This is a genomic window from Pseudomonas sp. NPDC089752 (genome assembly GCF_044748725.1).
Classification (GTDB): Bacteria; Pseudomonadota; Gammaproteobacteria; order Pseudomonadales; family Pseudomonadaceae; genus Aquipseudomonas.
This window is the reverse complement of the sequence record NZ_JBIVGP010000007.1, coordinates 363203-379459: the sequence shown is the minus strand read 5'-3', so window position 1 is coordinate 379459 and position 16257 is coordinate 363203. Positions and strand designations below refer to the sequence as shown.

Annotated in this window: 15 protein-coding genes; 9 read left to right on the top strand and 6 right to left on the bottom strand. The window is 62.8% G+C overall.

All coding sequences use genetic code 11. The features are described from left to right. Positions 1-28: 28 nt before the first annotated feature. The 4 genes from ccoM to ACIPZF_RS14845 all read right to left on the bottom strand — a co-directional run bounded on the left by ccoM (position 29) and on the right by ACIPZF_RS14845 (position 1645). Positions 29-145 carry a cytochrome c oxidase subunit CcoM gene (gene ccoM, locus ACIPZF_RS14860; RefSeq protein WP_008097462.1) on the bottom strand — a complete coding sequence of 39 codons (117 nt, stop codon included), beginning with the start codon at positions 143-145 and terminating at the stop codon, positions 29-31. A gap of 135 nt (positions 146-280) precedes the next feature. Further along, entirely contained in the window at positions 281-442 is a 162-nt protein-coding gene (locus tag ACIPZF_RS14855) for a hypothetical protein (RefSeq protein WP_012313081.1), read from the bottom strand. A 67-nt stretch (positions 443-509) separates the two neighbouring features. After that, positions 510-842: an aspartate-semialdehyde dehydrogenase gene (locus tag ACIPZF_RS14850; RefSeq protein ID WP_400800551.1), complete on the bottom strand. Its 333-nt coding sequence runs from the start codon at positions 840-842 to the stop codon at positions 510-512. Positions 843-949: 107 nt separating this feature from the next. Continuing rightward, entirely contained in the window at positions 950-1645 is a 696-nt protein-coding gene (locus tag ACIPZF_RS14845; protein ID WP_400800549.1) for a M949_RS01915 family surface polysaccharide biosynthesis protein, read from the bottom strand. Between the two features lie 132 nt (positions 1646-1777). Between ACIPZF_RS14845 and rapA the strand changes: the two genes are divergently transcribed. Both rapA and ACIPZF_RS14835 read left to right on the top strand, forming a co-directional pair. Beyond that, on the top strand, positions 1778-4624 hold the full coding sequence (gene rapA, locus ACIPZF_RS14840) for an RNA polymerase-associated protein RapA (protein ID WP_400800546.1): 2847 nt from the start codon (positions 1778-1780) through the stop codon (positions 4622-4624). 193 nt (positions 4625-4817) lie between these two features. Next, positions 4818-7082: a putative bifunctional diguanylate cyclase/phosphodiesterase gene (locus tag ACIPZF_RS14835; protein WP_400800544.1), complete on the top strand. Its 2265-nt coding sequence runs from the start codon at positions 4818-4820 to the stop codon at positions 7080-7082. Here the strand turns inward: ACIPZF_RS14835 and ACIPZF_RS14830 are convergent. Together ACIPZF_RS14830 and ACIPZF_RS14825 are read right to left on the bottom strand one after the other, a co-directional pair. Beyond that, complete coding sequence (locus ACIPZF_RS14830) at positions 6982-7869, bottom strand: NAD(P)-dependent oxidoreductase (protein ID WP_400800541.1); 888 nt, start codon at positions 7867-7869, stop codon at positions 6982-6984. The two genes, ACIPZF_RS14835 and ACIPZF_RS14830, sit on opposite strands and share 101 nt — an antisense overlap. A 166-nt stretch (positions 7870-8035) precedes the next feature. Further along, entirely contained in the window at positions 8036-8347 is a 312-nt protein-coding gene (locus ACIPZF_RS14825) for a DUF2288 domain-containing protein (protein ID WP_400800538.1), read from the bottom strand. Positions 8348-8705: 358 nt separating this feature from the next. On the opposite strand from ACIPZF_RS14825, the gene ACIPZF_RS14820 reads away from it, so the two are divergent. The 7 genes from ACIPZF_RS14820 to ACIPZF_RS14790 all read left to right on the top strand — a co-directional run bounded on the left by ACIPZF_RS14820 (position 8706) and on the right by ACIPZF_RS14790 (position 16255). After that, on the top strand, positions 8706-9821 hold the full coding sequence (locus ACIPZF_RS14820) for a branched-chain amino acid ABC transporter substrate-binding protein (RefSeq protein ID WP_400800535.1): 1116 nt from the start codon (positions 8706-8708) through the stop codon (positions 9819-9821). A gap of 186 nt (positions 9822-10007) precedes the next feature. Beyond that, the gene (gene livH / locus ACIPZF_RS14815; protein WP_003254876.1) at positions 10008-10931 is read left to right on the top strand and encodes a high-affinity branched-chain amino acid ABC transporter permease LivH; all 924 of its coding nucleotides are present in this window, start codon (positions 10008-10010) and stop codon (positions 10929-10931) included. Further along, positions 10928-12184, top strand: coding sequence for a high-affinity branched-chain amino acid ABC transporter permease LivM (locus tag ACIPZF_RS14810; protein ID WP_400800532.1), 1257 nt, complete (start codon positions 10928-10930; stop codon positions 12182-12184). Before livH ends, ACIPZF_RS14810 begins: the two co-directional genes overlap by 4 nt. Continuing rightward, positions 12181-12948, top strand: a complete 768-nt coding sequence (gene livG, locus ACIPZF_RS14805) for a high-affinity branched-chain amino acid ABC transporter ATP-binding protein LivG (RefSeq protein ID WP_003254878.1) — start codon at positions 12181-12183, stop codon at positions 12946-12948. Before ACIPZF_RS14810 ends, livG begins: the two co-directional genes overlap by 4 nt. After that, entirely contained in the window at positions 12949-13650 is a 702-nt protein-coding gene (locus ACIPZF_RS14800) for an ABC transporter ATP-binding protein (RefSeq protein ID WP_012313071.1), read from the top strand. Positions 13651-13869: 219 nt separating this feature from the next. Next, positions 13870-14544 (top strand): COG3650 family protein, encoded by a 675-nt coding sequence (locus ACIPZF_RS14795; RefSeq protein ID WP_400800530.1) that lies wholly within the window; start codon positions 13870-13872, stop codon positions 14542-14544. A 103-nt stretch (positions 14545-14647) separates the two neighbouring features. Beyond that, on the top strand, positions 14648-16255 hold the full coding sequence (locus ACIPZF_RS14790) for an NAD(P)/FAD-dependent oxidoreductase (protein ID WP_400800527.1): 1608 nt from the start codon (positions 14648-14650) through the stop codon (positions 16253-16255). The last annotated feature ends 2 nt before the right edge of the window (positions 16256-16257 follow it).

Below are 16257 nucleotides of genomic sequence, written 5' to 3'. Positions count from 1 at the left end.
TGCCTTGCGTGCCCATGAACCTGGAAGGTCAGCGCGGCTTGCGCTTGTTCGAGTCCTTCCAGATGAAAATGCCCAGACCGGCAAAGAATGCGAACATCAATCCGACCGTTACCACGCCAGCGATAACTACATTGTCGAAGAACATGTTGGCCTCCCGTTTCGTTTGCCGTTGTCCGATGGATGCAAGGTAACGAAGTCGAGGGCGGGGGAAATTGATCGAGGTCAATGGTGCCCGAGGCCGGGCACGCGGGGCGGGCGCAGGGTTGACCTGCGTCAAGTTTCAGCGCTTCTTGGGTTTGCTCTTGGGCTTCTTTTTCTTTGCCTTGCCCAGCGGCATGGCTTGCTCGAACGCCTGGCGCACTTCGTTCAGGCGCTTTTCCTTGAGGTCGTGGACGCGCTTGGCGCGTTCGGCATCGAAGTCGATGAGGTTGTCTTGGCTCATGGGTGGGCTCGACGGTCAACGGAGACCTGCATGATGAAGCCATGCGCCAGCGCTGACCAGCCCTGCCTCACACTTCGATATCGACCAGCAGGCCCTGGCGCGGGTGCTCGCCCATCAACGGCGCCACCGGCACGGTGTTGTCGGCGTTCACTTCATCACCGGGCACGGCGCTGTAGCGCTCTTCATCGCCCTTGTTGTTGCGCCGTTGCTGCTGGCGGCGCTGCTCATCACGCAGCAGCAGGGCCTGCTCCTGCGGATCGCGCTGCTGCTTGAGGTCGATGGCGCTTTCATTTGAAGACGGCTGCGCAGAGACCACCGGTTTGATGTCGGGCGTCGGTTTGACCGGGTCCTGCTGCGAGGTCACGGGGGCGGCACTGAGCGGAATGATCGGCGGCAACATGGAAATTCTCCTGTGCCCACTGTATCGGCCGTCCTTTAGCCAGCTTGAGCGTCGAAGGCAAGAATGCGCGGCCACCCCTGGCCGCGCCTTGCCAGTATAGACAGCGGCTATTCGGCTTCGTCGTCCGGGTCGTCATTACTCGGCGTGCTGGCCTCGCTCCAGGGGCGCTTGTAAACCTGCTGCCACACCGCATCCAGATGCTCGCGCAGCACCGGCGGCGCGTTCTTCAGCGAGGCGCTGTCTTCACGTTCGCCACCGATCGGCTCTTCGCCGGCCGGAGTTATCAGCGATTGGCCGGTAATGGTGTAGCTGGCCTGGCCCTCGCGCAGCTCGATGGCGATGTCGTGCGGGTCGATACCGCCGCCACAGAAGGCATGGCTGGCCACCGTCACTTCGGCGATTCCGTCCTTGTTCAGGTCGCCGACATCGCTGACATCGGTATAGAAGTCGACATCCAGGTCCAGGCCCGGGCAGGTGGTCTCCTGCTCGATCTGCCAGCGCGGCTTGAAGCCGTCACGCTCGTTCGCACGCCCATAGAGCGTGGCCTTGAGCACCACCTTGTCGACTTCCTGCTCGGACTCGGCATCCACCGCCTGGCCATCGCTGCGGCTGAGCACCAGCAAGCCTTCGCCGTCGCGGTCACGAAAGTGCACGCTCTTGATCGGTGTCTGCACGCCCAATACCTCGAGCTGCTCGACCGGAATCGGCGGAAGGTTTTCAAAGTTTTTCTGTTCACAGGCGGCCAGCAGCACGAGGCTGCTCGCGGCCAGGGAGGCATTCAACCAGCGGTGCTTGAGCGGCATGGCGTCCGTAGCCCTCGTCGGCAAGACGGTGATCTGCGATGAAACAGCTAGACTCTTTGGACTTCTTCTCTATGGTCTGCCCGGCCTATCCGTTAACATAGCCGGCTTTTTCATCGCGGGAGTTCAGGCAGTATGGCGCAGCAGTATCAACCGGGGCAACGCTGGATCAGTGACAGCGAAGCGGAGCTCGGCCTGGGAACCATCCTGGCCCAGGATGGCCGCTTGCTGACCGTGCTCTACCCGGCCACTGGCGACACCCGCCAGTATTCCCTGCGCAATGCGCCGCTGACCCGCGTGCGCTTCGCCCCAGGTGACCAGATCACCCACTTCGAAGGCTGGAAGCTGACGGTCCGCGAGGTCGAAGACGTCGACGGGCTGATGGTCTATCACGGCCTGGATGGCCAGAACCAGCCGCGCACCCTGCCTGAAACCCAGCTGTCGAACTTCATCCAGTTCCGCCTGGCCAGCGACCGCCTGTTCGCCGGCCAGATCGACCCGCTGGCCTGGTTCAGCCTGCGCTACAACACCCTGCAGCACACCAGCAAGCAGGTCCAGTCGTCGTTGTGGGGCCTGGGTGGCTGCCGCGCGCAACCCATCGCCCACCAGCTGCACATTGCCCGCGAAGTGGCCGACCGCAGCGCACCGCGGGTACTGCTGGCCGACGAAGTGGGCCTGGGCAAGACCATCGAAGCGGGCCTTGTCATCCACCGCCAGTTGCTGACCGGGCGCGCCAACCGCGTGCTGATCCTGGTCCCGGAAAACCTCCAGCACCAGTGGCTGGTGGAAATGCGCCGGCGCTTCAACCTGCAGGTAGCGCTGTTCGACGCCGAACGCTTCATCGAAAGCGATGCCAGCAACCCGTTCGAGGATGCCCAGTTGGCGCTGGTCGCCCTGGAGTGGCTGGTGGATGATGAAAAGGCCCAGGACGCGCTGTTCGCCGCCGGCTGGGACCTGATGGTGGTCGACGAGGCGCATCACCTGGTCTGGCACGAAGACCAGGTCAGCGCCGAATACGGCCTGGTCGAGCAACTGGCCCAGGTCATCCCAGGTGTGCTGCTGCTCACCGCCACCCCCGAGCAGCTTGGCCAGGACAGCCACTTCGCCCGCCTGCGTTTGCTCGACCCCAATCGTTTCCACGACCTGGCCGCCTTCCGCGCCGAGAGCGAAAACTATCGCCCGGTGGCCGAAGCGGTGCAGGAACTGCTCGACGAAGGTCGTCTGTCGCCCGAAGCCCACGCCACCATACAGGGCTTCCTGGGTGCCGAAGGCGAGGCCCTGCTGGCTGCGGTCAGCGACGGTGACACCCAGGCCAGCGCGCGCCTGATCCGTGAACTGCTCGACCGCCACGGCACCGGCCGCGTGCTGTTCCGTAACACCCGCGCGGCGATCCAGGGCTTCCCCGAGCGCCAGCTGCATCCTTACCCGCTGGCCTTGCCGGAACAGTACCGCGAGCTGCCGGCTGGCGAACATGCCGAGCTGTACCCTGAAGTCGCCTTCCAGGCGCAAGGCGAGGTCAGCGACGATGAGCGCTGGTGGCGCTTCGACCCACGGGTCGACTGGCTGATCGATACCCTGAAGATGCTCAAGCGCACGAAGGTCCTGGTGATCTGCGCCCACGCCGAAACCGCCATGGACCTGGAAGACGCCCTGCGCGTGCGCTCGGGCATCCCTGCGTCGGTGTTCCATGAAGGCATGAGCATCCTCGAGCGCGACCGCGCAGCCGCCTACTTCGCCGACGAAGAGTTCGGCGCCCAGGTGCTGATCTGCTCCGAGATCGGCAGCGAAGGCCGTAACTTCCAGTTTGCCCATCACCTGGTGATGTTCGACCTGCCGGCTCACCCTGATCTGCTGGAACAGCGCATCGGCCGCCTTGACCGGATCGGTCAGAAGCACATTATTCAGCTGCACATCCCGTACCTGCAGGACGGCCCGCAAGAGCGCCTGTTCCAGTGGTACCACGAAGGCCTCAACGCCTTCCTCAATACCTGCCCGACCGGCAACGCCCTGCAGCATCAGTTCGGCCCACGCCTGCTGCCGATGCTCGAAGGCGGTGACAGCAAGGCCTGGGACGCATTGGTCGACGAGGCCAAAGGCGAGCGCGAGCGCCTCGAGGCCGAGCTGCACAGCGGTCGCGACCGCCTGCTGGAGCTCAATTCCGGTGGTGCCGGCGAGGGCCAGGCGCTGGTCGAGGCCATTCTCGAACAGGACGACCAGTTCGCCCTGCCGATCTACATGGAAACCCTGTTCGACGCCTTTGGCATCGACAGCGAAGACCATTCGGAAAACGCCCTGATCCTCAAGCCGAGCGAGAAGATGCTCGACGCCAGCTTCCCGCTGGGCGACGACGAAGGCGTGACCATCACCTACGACCGTGCCCAGGCGCTGTCGCGCGAGGACATGCAGTTCCTCACCTGGGAACACCCGATGGTGCAGGGCGGCATGGACCTGGTGCTGTCCGGCTCGATGGGCAACACCGCTGTCGCGCTGATCAAGAACAAGGCCCTCAAGCCTGGCACCGTGTTGCTCGAACTGCTGTTCGTCAGCGAAGTCGTGGCGCCACGCAGCCTGCAACTGGGCCGTTACCTGCCGCCAGCGGCGCTGCGTTGCCTGCTCGATACCAACGGCAACGACCTGGCTTCGCGCGTGGCGTTCGAGACGCTCAACGACCAGCTCGAAAGCGTGCCGCGTGCCAGCGCCAACAAGTTCGTCCAGGCCCAGCGTGACGTGCTGGCCCAGCGCATCAGTGGCGGTGAGGCGAAAATCATGCCGGCCCACGTCGAGCGTGTGGCCGAGGCGCAGCGTCGCCTCGCCGCCGAGGCCGACGAAGAACTGGCACGCCTGACTGCGCTCAAGGCCGTCAACCCGAGCGTGCGTGACAGCGAAATCGACGCCCTGCGCAAGCAGCGTGAAGATGGCCTGGCGATGCTTGAAAAAGCAGCCCTGCGCCTGGAGGCGATCCGCGTACTGGTTGCGGGCTGACGTTCGTGCAGTGATCGAGGGAGGCCACCGGCCTCCCTTTTTTATGCCTCACCGCTATTGATGAGATAACCAAATCGTTGCAATCAAAGCGCCATTATTCAGGAAGGTTTAAACACCCGTTTCTATACTGCTTTCTGAACAGTCTCCTGGGGATCGATCGGAGACCGGTGCCTACTCGACCATGGGGCAAGCAATGGAATGGCTGGGACTGCAACTGTTCTCCGAATTGCCGGCCAGCGGGCAGATCATCATCGATTGCCGGCATGAGCCGCTATTGATTCTGATCGCGTTCGCCGTGGCCAGCGCCGCCTGCTTCGCCACCCTCGACATGGCCGAACGTCAATCCCATAGCGAACACCCCGCCGCGCGCCGGCAGTGGCGCATGCTCGGTGCCTGCTGCCTGGCGGGCGGCATCTGGGCCATGCACTTCATCAGCATGCTGGCATTCCAGGCACCGGTCGAGATGCACTACGACGTCTCGCTGACCGGCCTGTCACTGCTGATTGCCCTGTTCGTGGCGTGGATGGCGATGAGCAGCCTCGATCGCGAGCAGATGGGCCCGCAGCATTACCTGCAGAGCGCCCTGCTGATCGGCCTGGGTATCGTGATGATGCACTTCGTCGGCATGGCGGCGCTGAAGACGGGCGCCCAGCAGTACTACCAGACCGGCCTGCTGCTGGCGAGCGCCGCCATCGCCCTGCTGGCCAGCCTGGCCGCGCTGCTGTTGGCGCGCTACTTCCGCAACGGCAGCGGCCGGCTGCACCAGGCCATGAAATACGGCGCAAGCCTGTTGATGGCCAGCGGCATCGTCGCCACGCATTTCACCGCCATGGCCGCCATGACCTTGGTGATCCCGGCCGATACGGCACTGAGCCTGCCTTCAGGCGACAACAGCCTGCAACTGGGGCTGACCGTCGCCTTCATCACCTTGCTGGTCAGCGGCAGCAGCATCAGCGCCGCGTTGGCCGACAAGAAGCTGCAAAGCAAGGAAGACGACCTGCGCCGCTATGGCGTATTGCTGAGCCAACTCGACCAGGCGCGTGCCTCGCTGCAGCAGGCGGCCCACTACGACGCGCTGACCAACCTGGTCAACCGTCGCGGCTTCAACCAGGTGTTCGCCGAACGCCTGGCTGAGCTGGACCCCGCCGAGCATCGGTTGGCGGTGATGTTCCTCGATATCGACCACTTCAAGCGCATCAACGACAGCCTCGGGCATGACGCCGGCGACCAACTGCTCAAGGTCATCGCCAGCCATATCAAGGCGGCCACGCGCAGCCAGGACCTGGTGGCGCGCTTTGGCGGCGACGAGTTCTGCGTGGTCACCAGCCTGCAAGGCCCGGACGAGGCGCGCCATTTGGCCCAGCGGATCATGCAGCGCATGAAGGACCCGATCGACCTCAATGGCCGGCGTATGGTCATGACCACCAGCATCGGCATCAGCATCTACCCCGACGATGGCCTGAACGCCGAAGAACTGCTCAAGCACGCCGACCTTGCGCTCTACCAATCCAAGGGCAGTGGGCGCAACAGCCTGCATTTCTTCAGCAGTGGCCTGAAAAGCCGCGCCACCCTCGAACTGCAGCTGGAAGAAGAACTGCGCATCGCCTTGCTCGAAGAACGGGGCTTGCGCGTGCACTACCAGCCGATTTTCGACCTGCACAGTGGCCAGGTGGCCAAACTCGAGGCGCTGGTGCGCTGGCAGCATCCGCAGCATGGCCTGCTAAGCCCGGACCGCTTCATCGGCATCGCCGAGGCTAACGGCCTGATCGTCGATCTCGACCTGTGGGTTCTGCGCCATGCCTGCGAGGACCTGGCACAACTGCATCGCCATGGGTTTGCCAGCCTCAAGCTCACGGTCAATTGCTCAGCGGTGACCCTGGGCCATGAAGCACTGCCCACCGAAGTGGAAATGGCCTTGGCACAGGCGGGCCTTGCGCCAAGGCATCTGGAACTGGAAGTGACCGAGAACGCCCTGATGGGCGACATTCAGCGCACCGTCAGCCTGCTCAAACGCATTCGCAGCCAGGGCGTCAGCCTGTCGATCGATGACTTCGGCACCGGGTATTCATCGCTGGCCTATCTCAAACGCCTGCCGCTCGATGTGCTGAAGATCGACCGCAGTTTTCTGCAGGACGTGCCAGGCAGCCTGAAGGACCGCGAGATCGTTCAGGCCATCATCGCCATGGCCCATACCCTGCACCTGCAAGTGGTCAGCGAAGGCGTGGAAACCGTCGAGCAACACGAATTCCTGGCCGCCCATGGCTGCGACTACCTGCAGGGTTATCTGCTCAGCCGCCCGGTGCCGCTGGCGGAGCTGCGGCCGATCCTGGATCGGCTCGACCGCCAGGAAGCCGCGTTCAGCGCTTGTTACGATACAGCTCTACCAGGGTCGCCGGATCTTTTTGCAGATAGCCCTGGCTACCGTGCAAGCGCATCAGTTGCGCGGCGAGGCCACTGAGCGGCGTCGCCGTGCCCTGTTCGCGGGAGAACTTGACCGCCCCGTCGAGGTCCTTGAGCAGCGTACGCACGTGCCACTTGATCGGTTCGAAACGGCTCTCGGCCATCTGCGGCGCGAGGATCTGCAACGGCTTGGAGTCGGCAAAACCACCGGCCAGGGCTTCGGCGATCAGTGTCGCATCCACCCCTGATTGTTCGGCCAGCGCCACGACTTCGGCGATCACCAGCGCATTACAGGCAACGATCATCTGGTTGCAGGCCTTGGTCACCTGCCCCGCTCCCACCCCGCCCATGTGCGTGACCCGCTGGCCCAGGGTGAGCAGGACCGGGCGCGCACGCTGCAGGTTGGCCGCCTCGCCGCCGACCATGATCGCCAAGGTGCCGGCCTCGGCGCCCGGTGTGCCGCCGGACACCGGCGCATCCAGCCAGGCCATGCCACACAGCGCGGCCAGCTCGGCGGCCATTTCGCGGGTAGCGGTCGGTTCCAGGCTGGAGAAGTCGATCAGCAACTGGCCGCTGCGCCCACCCTGGGCGATACCTTGCTCACCGAACACCACTTCGCGCACCACGGCCGTGTCGGCCAGGCACAGCAGCACCATTTCGCTGCCGCGGCACAACTCGGCTGGGCTAGCGGCCAGCCGTGCGCCAGCGGCGACCAGGTCAGCGCACTTTTCCGGGCTGCGGTTCCACACCGTCAGCGGGTAACCCGCGGCCAGCAGGCGCCGGCACATCGGCAGGCCCATCAGGCCAATGCCGGCGAATCCAAGCGAAGGTAGTGCAGTGCTCATCAACGACTCCAGGTTAACTCGATCTTTGATAAAGAGCCGCTCTGCGGCCCCATTACGCATCCCGTAAACTGTTACCGCCACGCCGAATTGTTACCTACCTCCACCCACCTGAACGTCTTCGAGCACCAGAATGGGGCGGCTGCGCATTTTTGCGCACCAAAATCAATCAGGCCTGCTTGTCACTTTTCACCTGAATCACGATGAACGGTGAAACCACCACCGCCCAGATCTCTGGATCGCGGGTTTGCAGGTCGAGCGCTTGCTCTGTGGTAACTGCGCCGACGGTGCCATCACTGCGCCACTTGGCGAAGATCTCGCTACGATTCTCGGCCATTGCAGCCGCTACCTCGATCAGGTCCAGGCTGGGGTCGACCCAAATCAGGTCACCCTTGGCCCAGAAACGCTCCAACGCTTTCCATTCGATAGTTGCCGTCTCGCCGAGCAATTTGGCATAGAGGGTGCTTGTTTGATCAGTCATGGGTTTTTACCCGCAAAAATCCGCTATTCAAAAGCCCGGTATTTTTGCAGAAAAACCTGGTTTCAAATAAGTAATTTGATCGATCGGCCCAGAATGCGTGGGGTGGGGCCGAGATGCAGGCGAATTGATGGCGCTTTTCTGTATCTTTGTGTCGATCATGCGACAACCCTGGAAATAGACACTTTTCGCCCGCTTTTCAAGCGCTCGGACAGCGCTCTACACTGTACCGGTACAGTTCCGGGACATGTTCCGGGGGAAGGTGGGCATGCAGCATGGCATGGCCGTGCCGCATATCCCGCCCGGTCTGTAGCCCTGGCCGCCAGGACTATAAGAATTACAACAGAATGAGTGGAGCACTATGATCAAGATTTCCAAGCTGTTCGCCGCAATGGTTCTGGCCGGGGTAGCCAGCCATTCGTTTGCCGCCGATACCATCAAGATCGGCATCGCCGGTCCGAAGACGGGTCCTGTGACCCAGTACGGCGACATGCAGTTCATCGGCGCCAAACAGGCCATCAAGGACATCAACGCCAAGGGCGGCGTCGATGGCAAAATGCTTGAAGCCAAGGAATACGACGACGCCTGCGACCCTAAACAGGCCGTGGCAGTCGCCAACAAAGTGGTCAACGACGGCGTCAAATACGTCATCGGCCACCTGTGCTCCAGCTCTACCCAGCCTGCGTCCGACATCTACGAAGACGAAGGCGTGATCATGATCACCCCGGCTGCCACCAGCCCGGAAATCACCGCCCGTGGCTACAAGCTGATCTTCCGCACCATCGGCCTGGACAGCGCTCAAGGCCCAGCCGCCGGCAATTACATCGCCGACCACGTCAAGCCGAAGGTCGTTGCCGTTCTGCACGACAAGCAGCAGTACGGTGAAGGCATCGCCACTGCGGTCAAGCAGACCCTGGAAGGCAAAGGCACCAAGGTTGCCGTGTTCGAAGGCCTGAACGCCGGTGACAAGGACTTCTCCTCGATCATCCAGAAGCTCAAGCAGAACAACGTCGACTTCGTCTACTACGGCGGCTACCACCCGGAGCTGGGCCTGATCCTGCGCCAGGCTCAGGAAAAAGGCCTGAAGGCCAAGTTCATGGGCCCGGAAGGCGTGGGTAACGACTCCATTTCGCAGATCGCCCAGAACGCCTCCGAAGGCCTGCTGGTCACCCTGCCGAAATCGTTCGACGCCGACCCTGCGAACAAGGCCATCGTCGACGCCATCAAAGCTGACGGCAAAGACCCAAGCGGCCCATTCGTGTTCCCGGCCTACTCGGCCGTCCAGCTGATTGCTGAAGGCATCAAGGCTGCCAAGTCCGAAGACACTGAAAAAGTGGCGGCCGAGCTTCACAAAGGCACCTTCAAGACCCCGACCGGCGACCTGTCCTACGACGAGAAGGGCGACCTGAAAGACTTCAAGTTCGTGGTCTACGAATGGCACTTCGGCAAGCCGAAGACCGAAGTCTCCCCTCAGTAACTGCGTGACTAAATAGCTGACCGTAGAAGCCCACTGTGCGAGCAGTGGGCTTTGTTTTACGAGGTTCACGGACCTGACTCCCGCGATCCGGGGGCCAGTCCACCTGAAAATCTTAAAACCGTCACCCGCGGTTTCCTGGCCTACCCCCGCCAGCGAAATGCAAATCAGGTTTTTAGGAGCGCTGTAATGCCTGAGATCTACCATTTCTTCCAACAACTGGTTAATGGATTGACCATCGGCAGCACCTACGCATTGATCGCCATCGGTTACACGATGGTGTACGGCATCATTGGCATGATCAACTTCGCCCACGGCGAGGTGTACATGATCGGCTCCTACGTGGCCTTCATCGCCCTCGCGGGCCTGGCCATGATGGGTATCCATTCGCTGCCGATCCTGATGACCGTTGCCTTCGTCGCGACGATCTTCGTCACCAGCGCCTATGGCTACAGCATTGAACGGGTTGCCTACCGCCCATTGCGCAACAGCAACCGTCTGATCCCGCTGATTTCCGCCATCGGCATGTCGATTTTCCTGCAGAACACCGTGCTGCTGTCACAGGATTCCAAGGACAAATCCATCCCCAACCTGATCCCCGGGAGCTTCTCCTTCGGGCCAGGCGGTGCCGAGGAAGTTCTGATCAGCTACATGCAGGTTCTGGTGTTCGTGGTCACCCTGGTGGCCATGACCCTGCTCACCCTGTTCATCTCCCGTTCCCGCCTGGGGCGCGCCTGCCGCGCCTGCGCCGAGGACATCAAGATGGCCAACCTGCTGGGCATCAACACCAACAACATCATCGCCCTGACCTTCGTCATCGGCGCCGCGCTGGCGGCGGTGGCGGCTGTGCTGCTGAGCATGCAGTACGGCGTGATCAACCCCAACGCCGGTTTTCTGGTGGGCTTGAAGGCCTTCACCGCGGCGGTACTGGGCGGCATCGGCAGCATCCCGGGCGCCATGCTCGGCGGGCTGGTGCTGGGCGTGGCCGAAGCCTTCGGCGCCGACATCTTCGGCGACCAGTACAAGGACGTGGTGGCATTCGGCTTGTTGGTTCTTGTCCTGCTGTTCCGGCCGACCGGCATCCTTGGCCGCCCGGAGGTTGAAAAAGTATGAACAGAAATCTCAAACAGGCGTTCTTCAGCGCCTTGCTGGTCTGGGCCGTGGCCTTCCCGGTACTGGGCCTGAAACTGAGCATCGATGGCATCAGCCTGATCGTGCACAGCCAGGGCTCGTTCACCATCAGCATCATCGCCGTGTGCTCGCTGCTGATGTTCCTGCGCGTGCTGTTCGACAAGCAGTGGAGCTCGGTGATGGGCCGCCGCTCTGACCGCAAGCTGATTTCGCCGGCGGTGAGCAACTTCCTGACCCTGCCCAAGACCCAGCGCTGGATCATCATTGGGCTGATCGTGGCGGCGCTGATCTGGCCGTTCTTCGGCTCGCGCGGGGCGGTCGACATCGCCACGCTGATCCTGATCTACGTGCTGCTGGGCCTGGGCCTGAACATCGTGGTCGGTCTGGCGGGCCTGCTCGACCTGGGTTACGTGGGCTTCTATGCCGTGGGCGCGTACAGCTACGCCATGCTCTCGCACTACCTGGGCTGGAGTTTCTGGGTGTGCCTGCCGATCGCCGGCCTGATGGCCGCCACCTTCGGCTTCCTGCTCGGCTTCCCGGTGCTGCGCCTGCGCGGTGACTACCTGGCGATCGTGACCCTGGGCTTTGGCGAGATCATCCGCCTGTTCCTGCGCAACCTCACCGACTGGACCGGCGGCCCCAACGGCATCAGCAACATTCCCAAGCCAGAGTTCTTCGGCCTGACCTTCGAGCGCCGCGCAGCCGAGGGGATGCAGACCTTCCATGAGTTCTTCGGGCTGCAATACAACTCGATCAACAAGGTCATCTTCCTCTACCTGGTGGCCCTGCTGCTGGCGCTGCTGGCGCTGTTCGTCATCAACCGCCTGCTGCGCATGCCGATCGGGCGTGCCTGGGAAGCGCTGCGTGAAGACGAGATCGCCTGCCGTGCGCTGGGCCTGAACCCTACCGTGATCAAGCTTTCGGCGTTCACCCTGGGTGCCTGCTTCGCCGGTTTCGCCGGCAGCTTCTTCGCCGCACGCCAGGGCCTGGTCACGCCTGAGTCGTTCACCTTCATCGAGTCGGCGATCATCCTCGCCATCGTCGTGCTCGGCGGCATGGGCTCACAACTGGGCGTGATTCTTGCGGCCATCGTGATGATCCTGCTGCCCGAGCTGATGCGTGAGTTCAGCGAATACCGGATGCTGATGTTCGGTGCGCTGATGGTGTTGATGATGATCTGGCGTCCGCAAGGCCTGCTGCCTATGCAACGTCCACACATGGAGCTGCATCGATGAGCCGTGAAATTCTGCAAGTCAGCGGCCTGAGCATGCGCTTCGGCGGCTTGTTGGCGGTCAACGGCGTGGCCCTGACCGTCAAGGAAAAACAAGTGGTGGCATTGATTGGCCCGAACGGCGCCGGCAAGACCACGGTGTTCAACTGCCTGACCGGCTTCTACAAGCCCAGCGGCGGCACCATCCTGCTCGACGGCCAGCCGATCCAGGGCCTGGCCGGCCACCAGATCGCCCGCAAGGGCGTGGTGCGGACCTTCCAGAACGTGCGCCTGTTTAAAGAGATGACCGCGCTGGAAAACCTGCTGATTGCCCAGCACCGTCACCTCAACACCAACTTCTTCGCCGGCCTGTTCAAGACCCCGAGCTTCCGCCGCAGCGAGAAGGAGGCCATGGAGCGCGCTCAGTACTGGCTGGAAAAGGTCAACCTGACCGAATTCGCCAACCGCACCGCCGGCACCCTCGCCTACGGCCAGCAACGGCGTCTGGAAATCGCCCGCTGCATGATGACCCAGCCACGCATCATCATGCTCGACGAGCCGGCAGCCGGCCTGAACCCCAAGGAAACCGAAGACCTCAAGGCGCTGATCGCCTACCTGCGCGAGTCGCACAACGTCACCGTGCTGCTGATCGAACACGACATGAAGCTGGTGATGAGCATTTCCGACCACATCGTCGTGATCAACCAGGGCACGCCCCTGGCCCACGGCACACCGGAGGAAATCCGCGACAACCCTGACGTGATCAAAGCCTACCTGGGGGAAGCGTAAATGCTGAAGTTTGAAAACGTTTCCACGTTCTACGGCAAGATCCAGGCGCTGCACAGCGTCAACGTCGAGATCAACCAGGGCGAGATCGTCACCCTGATCGGCGCCAACGGTGCCGGCAAGTCGACCTTGCTGATGACCCTGTGCGGCTCGCCACAGGCGCACAGCGGCAGCATCAAGTACCTGGGTGAAGAACTGGTCGGCCAGCCGTCCTCGCACATCATGCGCAAGAGCATCGCCGTGGTCCCCGAAGGCCGCCGCGTGTTCGCCCGCCTGACCGTCGAGGAAAACCTGGCCATGGGCGGTTTCTTCACCGACAAGGGCGACTACCAGGAGCAACTGGACAAGGTCCTGCAGCTGTTCCCGCGGCTGAAAGAGCGTTACGTTCAGCGCGGCGGCACCATGTCCGGCGGCGAGCAGCAGATGCTGGCCATCGGCCGGGCGCTGATGAGCAAGCCCAAGCTGCTGCTGCTCGACGAGCCGTCGCTGGGTTTGGCGCCGATCATCATCCAGCAGATCTTCGACATCATCGAACAGCTGCGCCGCGATGGCGTGACGGTGTTCCTGGTGGAGCAGAACGCCAACCAGGCGCTTAAGGTCGCTGACCGGGCTTATGTGCTGGAGAATGGCCGGGTGGTGATGCAGGGGACGGGTGAGGCTTTGCTCACCGACCCAAAAGTGCGGGACGCCTATTTGGGTGGTTGATGGATCAAGGGGCTTCGGCCCCTTTTTCTTGCCTCATGTGATGGTGTTTCCCTTGCGGGCCACTCGCGGCTAAAGCCACTCCTACAGGACACGACGTCCCTCTGTGGGAGCGGCTTTAGCCGCGAGTGGCCCGCACTGGCAACACATCAAGCCTTGTTAACCTCGCTCAGCCTAAGTACCGTTGCCCGTTATTTGAAAAAGATTCCCGGAGCCCGCCCCATGCGTCTCACCCCTTCCCTGCTGCTCACTGCCCTGCTGCCCCTGTTCACTGGCTGCCAGATGCTGGCAGATGCCCCCCGTGACCCGAACATCGGCACCACGCGCATGCAGGGCGAACTGAGCGCCAACGGCGGACGCCTGTTGTTCAAGCCCTGCAGCGAAGCACGTCGTTTCGTGATCAACGACGTCGCTGGCACCGGTATCCTGCAGGAGTCCGCCAGCCTGGCCAAGGACGCCAACGCCAAGTTGTTCGCCGACGTGCGCGGCCGCCTCACCGGCGCCAAGCAAGCCGACAATGACGGCCAGCTGGAGGTCAGCCGCCTGTACCGCCTCGAGCCTTCCACCCGCGCTTGCGACGACCCCAACTTCAAGCAGCTGACCCTGCGCGCCAATGGCCATGAACCGGACTGGGACATCAAGGCCAGCGGCAAAGGCATGGTGCTCAACCGCGTCGGCAAAGACCCGCTGCCCCTGCCGTTCCTCGAAGAAGAAGTACCCGGCGGCGGCCTGACCCTGACCAGCGAAGCCAACGGTCAGCACGTTGAACTGTGGGTCGCCCCGCAACGCTGCGTCGATGGCGCCACTGGCGCGGTGCGCCACCTGCGCGCCGAACTGCGCATCGACGGCCAGACCCTGCGCGGCTGCGGTTACTACGGTGGCGCACGCGACAACTGATCGCCGGGCGCTTTTATCCTGCCAGTCGGGGCGGCTAACAGCTTATACTTGGCGGTTTGTGTAAAGCCGCCGGCCGCCCATGGCCGGGATACTGGACCCTGCCATGCTACGAATCACCGAACTGAAGCTGCCCCTGGACCATCCCGACGAAGCGCTGCGTGAAGCCATCGTCCAGCGCCTGGGCATCCGCGACGAGCAACTGCTCAGCTTCAACCTGTTCAAACGCAGCTACGACGCACGCAAGAAAAACAGCGAGCTGTTGTTCATCTACACCATCGACCTCGAAGCCAGCAACGAAGCGGAACTGCTGAGCAAGTTCGCCGACGATCACAACGTCACTGTCGCGCCGGACGTCACCTACAAGTACGTCGGCCACGCCCCGGCCGACCTGCAGGCGCGGCCGATCGTGGTCGGCTTTGGCCCTTGCGGCATCTTCGCCGGCCTGTTGCTGGCGCAAATGGGCTTCAAGCCGATCATCCTCGAGCGTGGCAAGGAAGTGCGCCAGCGCACCAAGGATACCTGGGGCCTGTGGCGCAAGAGCGTGCTCAACCCCGAGTCCAACGTGCAGTTCGGCGAAGGCGGCGCCGGCACGTTCTCCGACGGCAAGCTGTACAGCCAGATCAAGGACCCGCAACACCACGGCCGCAAGGTGCTGGAAGAGTTCGTCAAGGCCGGTGCGCCGGACGAAATCCTCTACATCAACAAGCCACACATCGGTACCTTCCGCCTGACCGGCATGGTCGAGCAGATGCGCCAGGACATGATCGCCCTCGGTGCCGAAGTACGCTTCCAGGAGAAGGTGACCGACCTGCTGATCGAAGACGGCCAGCTGAGCGGCGTCATACTGGAAAGCGGGGAGCAACTGCACTCGCGCCATGTGGTCCTGGCTCTGGGACACAGCGCCCGTGACACCTTCCGCATGCTGCACGGCAAGGGCGTATTCATGGAGGCCAAGCCGTTTTCCGTCGGTTTCCGCATCGAGCACCCGCAAACGCTGATCGACAAGGCGCGCCTGGGCAAGTACGCCGGCCACCCGAAACTCGGCGCCGCCGACTACAAACTGGTGTACCACGCCAAGAACGGCCGTTCGGTGTACAGCTTCTGCATGTGCCCGGGCGGTACCGTGGTCGCCGCCACCAGCGAGCCTGGCCGCGTCGTCACCAACGGCATGAGCCAGTACTCGCGTAACGAGCGCAATGCCAATTCCGGCATCGTGGTCGGCATCGACCCTGAGCGCGATTACCCAGGCGGCCCGCTGGCGGGCATCGAGTTGCAGGAGCGCCTCGAAGCGCACGCGTACGTGATGGGCGGCAGCAATTATCAAGCGCCGGCGCAACTGGTCGGCGATTTCGTGGCGGGTAAACCGTCTACGGCGCTGGGCAGTGTCGAACCGTCGTACAAGCCGGGCGTCACCCTGGGTGACCTGGCACCGAGCCTGCCAGACTTCGCCATCGAAGCGATCCGCGAGGCGCTGCCGGCGTTCGACCGCCAGATCAAAGGCTACAACCTGCATGACGCGGTTTTGACCGGCATTGAGACGCGTACTTCTTCGCCGCTGCGCATTACCCGCGGCGCGGATTACCAGAGCCTGAATGTGAAGGGGCTATTCCCTGCAGGCGAAGGTGCCGGATATGCCGGTGGCATCCTGTCGGCCGGTGTCGATGGCATTCGCATCGCCGAAGCCGTGGCGCGGGATATGCTCGGGCTGTAAGC